This window comes from Deinococcus sp. YIM 77859 (assembly GCF_000745175.1).
Taxonomy (GTDB): domain Bacteria; phylum Deinococcota; class Deinococci; order Deinococcales; family Deinococcaceae; genus Deinococcus.
In genome coordinates, this window is record NZ_JQNI01000002.1 from 1,022,501 (window position 1) to 1,032,500 (window position 10,000).

At 64.6% G+C, this 10,000-nt stretch carries 10 protein-coding genes (2 of these 10 cut by a window edge); 9 read left to right on the forward strand and 1 reads right to left on the reverse strand.

Annotated elements, in window-relative coordinates:
- From secE to EI73_RS05205, 7 genes are all read left to right on the forward strand, one after another.
- Positions 1-108, forward strand: partial view of a preprotein translocase subunit SecE gene (secE, locus tag EI73_RS05175; RefSeq protein ID WP_034384829.1) — the 3' portion only. Its footprint begins 72 nt before the window's first position; 108 of the gene's 180 nt are visible here — the last part of the coding sequence; its start codon lies off the left edge, out of view; its stop codon occupies positions 106-108.
- The gene (nusG, locus tag EI73_RS05180) at positions 105-677 is read left to right on the forward strand and encodes a transcription termination/antitermination protein NusG (protein WP_034384830.1); all 573 of its coding nucleotides are present in this window, start codon (positions 105-107) and stop codon (positions 675-677) included. Before secE ends, nusG begins: the two co-directional genes overlap by 4 nt.
- Before the next feature lie 144 nt (positions 678-821).
- The gene (gene rplK / locus EI73_RS05185) at positions 822-1,256 is read left to right on the forward strand and encodes a 50S ribosomal protein L11 (RefSeq protein WP_034384831.1); all 435 of its coding nucleotides are present in this window, start codon (positions 822-824) and stop codon (positions 1,254-1,256) included.
- Complete coding sequence (gene rplA, locus EI73_RS05190) at positions 1,249-1,950, forward strand: 50S ribosomal protein L1 (RefSeq protein ID WP_034384832.1); 702 nt, start codon at positions 1,249-1,251, stop codon at positions 1,948-1,950. Before rplK ends, rplA begins: the two co-directional genes overlap by 8 nt.
- Positions 1,951-2,137: 187 nt before the next feature.
- On the forward strand, positions 2,138-2,644 hold the full coding sequence (gene rplJ, locus EI73_RS05195; RefSeq protein ID WP_034384834.1) for a 50S ribosomal protein L10: 507 nt from the start codon (positions 2,138-2,140) through the stop codon (positions 2,642-2,644).
- Between the two features lie 69 nt (positions 2,645-2,713).
- Positions 2,714-3,085, forward strand: a complete 372-nt coding sequence (gene rplL / locus EI73_RS05200) for a 50S ribosomal protein L7/L12 (protein WP_034384836.1) — start codon at positions 2,714-2,716, stop codon at positions 3,083-3,085.
- A 186-nt stretch (positions 3,086-3,271) separates the two neighbouring features.
- Positions 3,272-3,541, forward strand: coding sequence for a cold-shock protein (locus EI73_RS05205; protein WP_034384837.1), 270 nt, complete (start codon positions 3,272-3,274; stop codon positions 3,539-3,541).
- Between the two features lie 61 nt (positions 3,542-3,602).
- On the opposite strand, the gene EI73_RS05210 is transcribed toward EI73_RS05205, so the two are convergent.
- A complete protein-coding gene (locus EI73_RS05210; RefSeq protein ID WP_034384838.1) occupies positions 3,603-4,397 on the reverse strand; it encodes a hypothetical protein in 795 nt (264 codons plus the stop codon).
- Between the two features lie 215 nt (positions 4,398-4,612).
- Here EI73_RS05210 and EI73_RS05215 point away from each other — a divergent pair, with 215 nt between their 5' ends.
- The gene (locus tag EI73_RS05215) at positions 4,613-8,071 is read left to right on the forward strand and encodes a DNA-directed RNA polymerase subunit beta (RefSeq protein ID WP_034384840.1); all 3,459 of its coding nucleotides are present in this window, start codon (positions 4,613-4,615) and stop codon (positions 8,069-8,071) included.
- 113 nt (positions 8,072-8,184) lie between these two features.
- Positions 8,185-10,000: the 5' end (the start) of a DNA-directed RNA polymerase subunit beta' gene (locus EI73_RS05220; protein WP_034384841.1), read on the forward strand. Its footprint extends 2,795 nt past the window's final position; the window shows 1,816 of its 4,611 coding nt (coding positions 1-1,816); it begins with the start codon at positions 8,185-8,187; its stop codon lies beyond the right edge, outside the window.

The window sequence follows — 10,000 nt, forward strand, 5'->3', positions numbered from 1 at the left end:
GTCATCGAGGGCACCCAGGCGGTGCTGATCTTCGTGATCGCGCTGACGCTGGTCGTGTTCCTGATGGATTACGCCTTTGGTGCCCTGATTCGGCTGGTGCTGGGATGAGTATCGAGTGGTATGCCGTCCACACCTACGTGGGTCAGGAAGACCGGGTGCAGCAGCACCTGCTGGAACGCGCCAAGAAGTTGGGCATGCTCCACACCAAAATCTTCCAGGTGCTGCAACCCACCGAGAAAGCGGTTGAGCTTCAGGAGGGCGGCAAGAAGGTTGAGGTGGAGCGCAAGCTTTTTCCCGGCTACGTCTTTGTGCAGATGGATGTAGAAGATGACGACGCGCCCGGCGAGCTGGGTGAGTCGTGGGAAGTGGTGCGCGGCACGAGCGGTGTGACCGGCTTTGTCGGTACGGCGACTCGGCCGGTGCCCCTCTCCCCCGAGGAAGTGCAGCGCCTGCTCGCCTCGGTGGGCGTGGCTGCCCAACCGCAGCAGGAAGCCGCGCCGCGCGTGAAGGTGGACCTCAAGCCCGGCGACATGGTTCGCGTGACCAGTGGCCCCTTTGCGGACTTCAGCGGCGTGGTGAGCGAGGTCAACGCGCCGCAGGCCAAGGTCAAGGTGCTCGTCAGCATCTTTGGCCGTGAGACGCCGGTTGAGCTGGACTTCGCACAGGTCAGCAAGTAACGGAAACGACCGGGCCAGGCTTGGCAGATGCCTTCTGGCCCTGTACACTGAAAAAGTTGCTGCTGGGCCGCCGCGCCCAGCAGAACTTAGCGCCAGCACCCCGCCGGCCTCCCTGGTCGGCTGGGGGAGCTAAGGAGGACACGCATGAAGAAAGTCGCAGGGGTTGTCAAACTCCAACTGCCTGCGGGCAAGGCCACCCCGGCTCCGCCCGTTGGTCCCGCGCTGGGTCAGTACGGCGCGAACATCATGGAGTTTACAAAGGCGTTCAACGCGCAGACGGCGGACAAGGGGGACGCGATTATCCCCGTTGAGATCACCATCTACGCGGACCGCTCCTTCACCTTTGTCACCAAGACGCCGCCCATGAGCTACCTGATCCGCAAGGCTGCGGGGCTGCAAAAGGGCAGCGCTACCCCCAACAAGGCAAAGGTCGGCAAGTTGAGCTGGGATCAGGTGCTGGAAATCGCTCGCACCAAGATGCCCGACCTCAATGCCGGAAGCGTTGAGGCGGCCGCCAACACCGTGGCGGGTACCGCTCGCTCCATGGGCGTGACCATCGAGGGGGCTCCCCATGCCTAAGCACGGCAAGCGTTACCGCGCCCTCGCTGAAAAGGTGGACCGTTCCAAGCAGTACACCATCGATGAGGCCGCCGCCCTGGTCAAGGATCTCGCGACCGCCAAGTTCGACGAGACGGTGGAAGTGCACTTCCGTCTCGGCATTGATCCCCGCAAGAGTGATCAGAACGTGCGCGGAACGGTCGCCCTGCCCCACGGAACGGGTAAGACGGTGCGGGTCGCCGTGATTACTCGCGGCGATAACGTGGCGGCGGCGGAAGCGGCCGGCGCGGACGTGGTGGGCAGTGAAGACCTGATCGAGCGCATCGCGAACGGCTTTATGGACTTCGATGCGGTGGTGGCCACTCCCGACATGATGGCCTTGATCGGCCAGCGCCTCGCACGCCTGCTGGGGCCGCGCGGCCTGCTGCCCAACCCCAAGAGCGGCACCGTTGGTCCGGACGTGGCGGGAATGGTGCGCGGCCTCAAGGCGGGGCGCATCGAGTTCCGCAATGACAAGACGGGCGTCGTGCATGCGCCGATCGGCAAGGCCAGCTTTGAAGCCGGCAACCTCAGCGCCAACTACCAGGCGCTTGTCTCGGCCCTCGAGGCGGCCAAGCCGGCTGCGGCCAAGGGCGTGTACCTCCGCAGCGCCTACCTCACGAGCACGATGGGGCCGAGCATTCCCCTGCAACTGGGCAGCCAGGCTCAGGCGTGATGGTCCGGGGAGAGGAAAGCCCTGCTCGACTCTCCCCCACTCACTTCAGCACCCCGGTGCGCTGTTGCACCTCTTCATTTCGGCACCGTAGACAGCGGGGACCCTTGCCAGGTTTAAATATCCCGCCGAGTTGTCAGGGCGCAAGCCGCGCACCTGGACTTGTTCACCACCAGAGGAGGTCTCCAACGTGGCGAACGAACGCAACCAGCAGAACCTAAGCAGTCTGCGGAGTAGCCTTACGGGCGTCGAGACGTTCTACGTCGTCGACTACCAGGGGCTGACCGCCGGGCAGCTCAGCGAACTGCGCAAGAACATCCGCGAGAAGGGCGGGCAACTGATTGTTGCCAAAAATACCCTGATCAACCTGGCTCTGCAGGAGGGTGGCCGCGATGTCAGCGACGCCCTGAAAGGCCCCAGTGCCCTGGTGCTGGCCCATGAGGACCCGGCGGGCGTCGCCAAGGCACTCAGCGACGCGGCCAAGGGCAATGACCGCGGCATTCCCACTGTGAAGGGCGGCTTTGTCGAAGGCAGCCGTGTGGACGTGCGCGTGATCGAACGTCTGGCCAGCCTGGGGAGCAAGCAGAGCCTTCAGGGCGAACTGGTGGGCGTTCTCAGCGCACACCTCAGCAACTTCGTGGGGATTCTCGAAGCCTACCGCGACAAGCTTGGCGGCGCTGCCGAAGCCCAGGCCTGAGCTTTCGGATCCGTCCCCTTTCCACCACCACCCATTTCCCCTCAATATCCAGTACCGGAGGACACCACCATGGCTTACGACAAGCAGGCTCTGATTGACCAGCTCAGCACCCTCACCATCATGGAACTCGCCGACCTCATCGACGCGCTGAAAGAACAGTGGGGCGTCACCGCCGCTGTCGCCGTCGCTGGTGGCGCGGGCGCGGGGGCTGCTGCTGCTCCCGTGGAGGAGAAGACTGAGTTCGACGTGATTCTTGTGGACGCGGGCGCCAGCAAGATCAACGTCATTAAGGAACTGCGCGCCATCACCGGCCTGGGCCTCAAGGAAGCCAAGGACCTCAGCGAGAAGGGCGGCCCGATCAAGGAAGGCGTCAGCAAGGAAGACGCCGAGAAGTTCCGCGCCCAGCTCGAGGGCGCTGGCGCCAAGGTCGAAATCCGCTAATTCCCTGCCCCACCGGGTGTGCAGCCCCCTGCTTGACGCAGGGGGTTTTTGTCTGGTGTGCCAGCTCACCTTCTTTGGGGCTGGGGTGCGCGAGAGTGGGCGCGGAGTTTTCCAGCAGATCCCTTGTGAGAGACGCGGTAAACACGCCGCGTCTCTTTTCTGCCAGGGCTCCTTGAGGAGTTGAAGATGGCTGTAGGTCGAGTGAAGTGGTTTAACGCAGAAAAAGGCTATGGGTTCATCGAGACGGAAGGCAGTCCTGATGTGTTTGCGCACTTCAGCGCCATCCAGGCCCAGGGCTTCAAGAAGCTCAACGAGGGGGACGAGGTCGAGTTCGAGATCGAACCCGGCCAGCGCGGCAAGGGGCCACAGGCCAAAAACATCGTGGTGACAAAGGCGGCCCCGGCTGCTGCGGGGGGCTACAGCAGCCGTCCTGCCCGGCGCGACGACCGCTGGTAGGCTCAGCAGAACAAGGAAAGAGGCTCCTTCGGGGCCTCTTTTTTGTTTTTTGCCGAGCGCTCTACCTCAGCTCGCGCCGCAGCCCCGCCGCCATCTGAAACCACTCGCGTTCCTGCCGGCGGTAGAGGCCGGTTGCCCGCTGCTCGGTTCGGGCCATCTGATCGAGAAGCCCGGCGGCCTCCTCCCGTCTTCCCTGTTTCAGCAGGAAGGCGGCGTAACGGGCGCGGGGTTCTTCGGTCGTCGCGGCAGTGATGGCCTCGCGGTAGGTCGCGTCCGCCTCAGCCGTCTTGCCCTGCGCCTCCTGAGCCTGAGCCAGCAGCGTCAGGGTGCGGGTGCGGGTCGCGGCACTGGTCCGCAGATCCACTCGGTCAAGCAGCGCCTCGGCAGCAGCGGCGTTTCCCCGCGCAAGTTCCAGTTCGGCACTGGTGAGCAACACCACCGGGTCACCCGCATAGAGACCCGAAAGGAGCGGCTGAAGGACGGCCTGCGCCTCGGCGGCGCGCCGCGCACGGGCAAGCAGCGCGGCAAGGTCGGTGCGGTGGGCGAGGGTATCACTCTCCGAAAGCCGCTCCTGCGCCTCGCGGATGCGGACGTCGAGGGGCTTGATGGCCTCCACGCCTCTCCCGAGGGCCCGCCTCGCTGCGCGGCCACTCCCACGCAGCGAGGGGAAGAACACGGTCAAGGCGTACACCAAGGCCCCCACGGTGCTCAAGATGCCGCCGAGGAAGAGGGCCAGCCCCAGGAGAAGCAGCCAGTAGAGGTCTTGGCGGGTGACCAGGGCATGAATGAAGCAGAGGAGGGTAAGGCCCCGCATCAGCAGGAGGAGCGTGGGAAGGAACGGTTCAAGGGCGTCCACAGCTCCATCCTACCCCTTGCAAAAAGCCCACTTCTCCACCTATACTTGACTGTCGCCAACCATGATGGGTTGGGCAGGAGAGCTTTGAGCGCAAGCAGACTCCACAACTAACACGTTCTTGCCGGGACGCAGCGACTGAAGCTGCGGTCTCGCCTGCGCCTTTTTAGCCGCCCCGAGAGGCCGCAGGTGCAACACCCAGGGTGCGCGAGGTGTGAATGAGCCTGACTGATCAGAGACCGCGCATTGAGCGGTTCGGTGAGATCACCGAAGTGATCCCGCTGCCCAACCTGACCGAAGTGCAGGTGAACTCCTTCAGGGCGTTCCTGCAAGCCGACCGAGCCCCCGACCAGCGCGAGGACACGGGCCTTCAAAGTGCCTTCCGCGAAGTCTTCCCCATCGACGAGACAGAAAAGGGCCGCTCGACGGGGCTGGTGCTCGACTTCCTAGAGTACCGCCTGGGCGAGCCGCCCTACACGCCGGAAGAGTGCCGTGAAAAGGACCTCACGTACCAGGCACCGCTGTACGCCAAGCTGCAACTGATTCACAAGGACAGCGGCCTGATCAAAGAAGACCAGGTGTTCCTGGGTGACCTGCCGCTGATGACGGAAGACGGCTCCTTTGTGATCAATGGGGCCGACCGCGTGGTGATCAGCCAGATTCACCGTTCGCCTGGCGTGTACTTCACTTCGGCCTACAAGGGCATCAAAAAGATGTACACGGCGGCCATCATCCCCATGCCCAAGCGCGGCCCGTGGATCGAGCTGGAATTCAACGGCGGCGTGCTGGAGATGAAGGTCAACAAGCGCAAGTTCCCGGTCAGCCTGCTGCTGCGCGTGCTGGGCTATGACGACGCAGGACTGCGGGCCCTGTTTACCGAGTTTGACCCCGAAGCGGAACTGCCCGAGGACAAGAGCGCGGGCATGAATGCCGACGAGGCCCTGCTGCGCCTCTTCACCGTGCTGCGCCCCGGCGACCCGCCCAAGCGCGACAAGGCGATTCAGTACCTCTACGGCCTGCTTGCTGACCCCAAGCGCTACGACCTGGGCGAACCGGGCCGCTTCAAGATGAACACCAAGCTGGGCACCCAGCGCCAGGAGCGCACACTCCTGACCTTTGCGGATGGCCGCTTCAGCGACGCGGGCCTGGTGGATACCATTCGCTACCTGATGGCCCTCCAGCAGGGCCTGGAAACGGTCACGATGGGAGCCGACGAGGACGGCGTGGCCATCGAGGTGCCGGTGACGGAAGACGACATCGACCACCTCGGCAACCGCCGCGTGCGCACGGTGGGCGAGCTGCTCGCGGATCAGCTCCGGGTGGGGATGGGCCGCATGGCGCGGGGGGTGCGCGAACGGATGCTGCTCGGGAACCCCGACGCCGCCACCCCCACCAAACTGGTGAATAACCGCCCGATCGTGGCGGCGATGCGCGAGTTTTTTGGCCGCTCCCAGCTCTCGCAGTTCAAGGACCAGACCAACCCCCTTTCGGACCTGCGCCACAAGCGCCGCATCTCCGCGCTGGGACCGGGCGGCCTGACCCGTGAGCGCGCGGGCTTCGACGTGCGCGACGTGCACCGCACCCACTACGGGCGCATCTGCCCGATCGAGACGCCAGAAGGCGCGAACATCGGCCTGATCTCTTCGCTGTCCTCGTACGCGAAGGTGAATGATCTGGGCTTTATCGAGGCCCCCTATCGCCGGGTCGAGAATGGCCGGGTGACGGACGACGTGGTGTACATGACGGCGGACATCGAGGACCGCTACGTGATCGCGCAGGCGAACAGCCCCCTGAACGCGGACGGCACCTTTGCTGAAGAGCGTGTCCTGGCCCGCAAAAAGGGCGACCCGATGCTGTACACGCCCGCCGAAGTGGACTTCATGGACGTCTCGCCCAAGCAGATCGTCTCGATCAACACGTCCTTGATTCCCTTCCTCGAGCACGACGACGCCAACCGCGCCCTGATGGGTTCGAACATGCAGTCGCAGGCGGTGCCCCTGATTCGTGCGGAAAGCCCGGCGGTGGGCACCGGCGTCGAGGAGCGCGTGGTGACCGACTCCGGCACGAGTGTGATCAGCGACGTGACGGGCCGCGTGAGCTACGTGGATTCGCGCGTCATTCAGGTCACGCTGACGGAGGACGCCCCGCAAGCAGGGCTGGTGACGGGCAACATCCGTACCTTTGAGCTCGTGCGCTTCACCCGTTCCAACCAGGGCACCAACCTCGACCAGCATCCCATCGTCAACGTGGGAGACGAGGTGGTGCCGGGGCAGGTGATCGCAGACGGCCCGGCTTCCGAGTACGGCCGCCTGGCCCTGGGTCAGAACATCACCATCGCGATCATGCCCTTCGACGGCTTTAACTTCGAGGACGCGATCTGCATCTCCGAAGGGCTTGTCCGCAAGGACTTCTATACCTCGGTGCATATCGAGAAAGACGAGATCGAGGCCAGAGACACCAAGCTCGGCCCCGAAAAGATCACCCGCGACATTCCGGGGCTCTCGGAAGCGGCGCTGCGTGACCTGGACGAGGACGGCATCGTGCGCGTGGGCGCAGAGGTCAAGCCCGGGGACATCCTGGTGGGCAAGACGAGCTTTAAGGGCGAGTCTGAGCCGACGCCCGAAGAGCGGCTGCTGCGCTCCATCTTCGGTGAAAAGGCCCGTGAGGTGAAAGATACCTCGCTGCGTGTGCAGTCCGGCCAGGGCGGCATCGTGGTGAAGACCGTGCGCTTCCGCCGTGGAGACGAGGGCGTAGACCTCAAACCCGGTGTGCGCGAGATGGTCCGGGTGTACGTGGCCCAGAAGCGCCAGCTCCAGGTGGGGGACAAGGTGGCCAATCGCCACGGAAACAAGGGCGTCGTCTCCAAGATCCTGCCCCCCGAGGACATGCCCTACCTGGAAGACGGCACGCCCGTGGACCTGGTGTTTAACCCCCTTGGCGTGCCCTCGCGCATGAACCTGGGCCAGATTCTGGAAACGCACCTCGGGGAGGTCGCGCGCCTGACCGGCCAGAAGTTTGTGACGCCCGTGTTTGACTCGGCGACCGAGGCGGCGATCAAGGAAATGCTGGAAGTCGCCGCTGCCGAACGCCTCCAGCGCCGCAAGGACGAGGGCTTTGAGCTCGACAAGCGTGAGCAGGAGGTGCTGGAGCGTGCCGGGAAGCTCGGGGTGATCAACCCGCCGAACGGCAACTATGAGCAGGCGCAGATGCAGCTTGCCCGCACCGGCAAGAGCGTCCTGTACGACGGACGTACCGGCGAGCCGATCAGTGGGCCCGTCGTGGTGGGCACCATGTACGTGATGAAGCTCTACCACATGGTGGAAGACAAGCTGCATGCCCGCTCCACCGGTCCCTACTCCCTCATCACCCAGCAGCCGCTGGGCGGCAAGGCGCAGTTCGGCGGCCAACGCTTCGGCGAGATGGAAGTGTGGGCGCTCGAAGCCTACGGCGCGGCGCATACCCTCCAGGAGATGCTCACCATCAAGTCCGACGACATCGACGGGCGCGACGCCGCCTACCAGAGCATCGTCAAGGGCGAAGAAGTCTCCGGCAGTACCATTCCCGAGTCCTTTAAGGTGCTCGTCAAGGAACTCCACTCGCTCGGCCTGGACGTCGAGGTGCTCGATAACGCTGACCGGCCGGTGGACATCTTTGAAGGGATGATGCCGAAGCGCTGATGCGCGAGCCGTCAGCGGTCAGCCTTCAGCCGTCAGCGGCGAAAGCTCCGGCCCAGGCCAAAGATGCTGCAAGCTGACCGCTCCCCCAAGCCTCCCCCCCAAGGAGCACGACTTTGAAAGACTTCAACAAGGTCCGTATCGCCATCGCCAGCCCCGCAAAGATTCGCGAGTGGAGCTTTGGCGAGGTCGAGAAGCCGGAAACGATCAATTACCGCACGCTGAAGCCCGAGCGCGAGGGCCTGTTTGATGAGCGTATCTTTGGCCCCATCAAGGACTACGAGTGCGCCTGCGGCAAGTACAAGCGCCAACGCTACGAGGGCAAGGTCTGCGAACGCTGTGGCGTCGAAGTGACAAGCAGCAAGGTGCGCCGCTACCGCATGGGCCACATCGACCTGGCGACGCCCGCCGCGCACATCTGGTACGTCAAGGACATGCCGAGCAAAATCGGCACCCTGCTCGACCTCAGCGCAGCGCAACTGGAAAAGGTGCTGTACTTTTCCTCCTTCATCGTCACCAACCCCCTGAACGCCCAAAAGGACGGGCGGCCCCTGCGACGCGGCGAACTCCTCAGCGATGACGAGTACCGCGAGCTGCGCTTCGGGCGTCAGGAGACGTACACCCTGCCGGTCGGGACCGAGGCGGCCATCCGTGACGGCGAGTACGTCACCCGCGGCCAGGTGCTCGGCGGTAACGTCGTCTCCAAGATGGACGGCCTGGCGCAGTACCGCTTCCCCCGCCGCGCCGAAATCGCCTATGCCGAGGAGGCAGAAGCCACCCTGCCCCTTCCGGCGGATGTTCTCGTGCAGCAGGAGAGCTTCCGCCCCGGCGAGATCCTGGCGGAGCTCGAAAGTGACGTGCAGCTCACCTCGCCGGTGGACGGCACCGCCTTCCTGCTCGACATGGGCGAAGACAGCGTGATGGTGGAGCTGCGTGATAGCGCTGCCGAGGACGCCGCTGCGGGCGAAGTGCTGGCCCGCGTCTATATCCCGCACGGGATGAACGTGCAGGTTGCAGAAGGCGAAGTGGTGGAGGCGGGAACGGTGCTTGCCACCGCCGAGGCGGGAGACCGCCTGCGGGTGAGCCGCGACAGCCGGCTGACCAACGTCACCTTCCCCAAGAAGAAGGGGGACGTGCGGGTGACGGCGCACTGGACTCGCCGCGTCGAGTACCCCATCAACCCCACCATGCACGTGCTCGTTGGTGACGGTTCGGAAGTTCGTGCTGGGCAGAAGGTCGTGGGGGCGATTGACAAGGAAGAGGAGGTCATCGCGGAAGCGGATGGGGTGATCACCCTGCATGCGCCCGCCTCCATCATCGTGAGCCGCGCCAAGGTTTACCCCTACCAGGACGAGCCGCTCGTTGTGAATGGCGACCGGGTGGAGCCGGGCGACGAACTCGCGGACAGCGGCAATCTCCGCAGCGAGATCAGCGGCCGGGTGGAGATCGACCTCGTGCGCAAGCAGGTCCGCGTGATCGAGTCCTACGACTTTGAGGCCAAGATGGGCGCGGAGGCCGTCAAGGAGCTGCTCGATGACCTCGACCTCGACCAGCTCGAGGCCGAACTGAGCGAGCAGATGAAAGACTCCTCGCGCCACAAGCGCGCCAAGGCCCGCAAGCGCCTGGAAGTCGTGCGCGCCTTTAAGCGCAGCGGCAACAACCCGTCGTGGATGATTCTGGAGACGGTGCCGGTGATGCCGCCCGACCTGCGCCCCATGGTGCAGGTGGACGGCGGGCGCTTTGCGACCTCTGATCTCAACGACCTGTACCGCCGACTCATCAACCGCAACAACCGCCTCAAGAAGCTGATGAGCCAGGGCGCGCCGGACATGATCATCCGCAACGAGAAGCGGATGCTGCAGGAGGCCGTGGACGCCCTGATCGACAACGGGCGCCGGGGCTCCCCGGTCACCAACCCCGGTTCCGACCGCT

Excerpts from the sequence above, each read along its gene's own strand:
- EI73_RS05205 (WP_034384837.1), top strand. The coding sequence starts at position 3,272 with ATGGCTGTAGGTCGAGTGAAGTGGTTTAACGCAGAAAAAGGCTATGGG.
- rplL (WP_034384836.1), top strand. The coding sequence starts at position 2,714 with ATGGCTTACGACAAGCAGGCTCTGATTGACCAGCTCAGCACCCTCACC.
- nusG (WP_034384830.1), top strand. The coding sequence starts at position 105 with ATGAGTATCGAGTGGTATGCCGTCCACACCTACGTGGGTCAGGAAGAC.
- rplA (WP_034384832.1), top strand. The coding sequence starts at position 1,249 with ATGCCTAAGCACGGCAAGCGTTACCGCGCCCTCGCTGAAAAGGTGGAC.
- EI73_RS05215 (WP_034384840.1), top strand. The coding sequence starts at position 4,613 with ATGAGCCTGACTGATCAGAGACCGCGCATTGAGCGGTTCGGTGAGATC.
- rplK (WP_034384831.1), top strand. The coding sequence starts at position 822 with ATGAAGAAAGTCGCAGGGGTTGTCAAACTCCAACTGCCTGCGGGCAAG.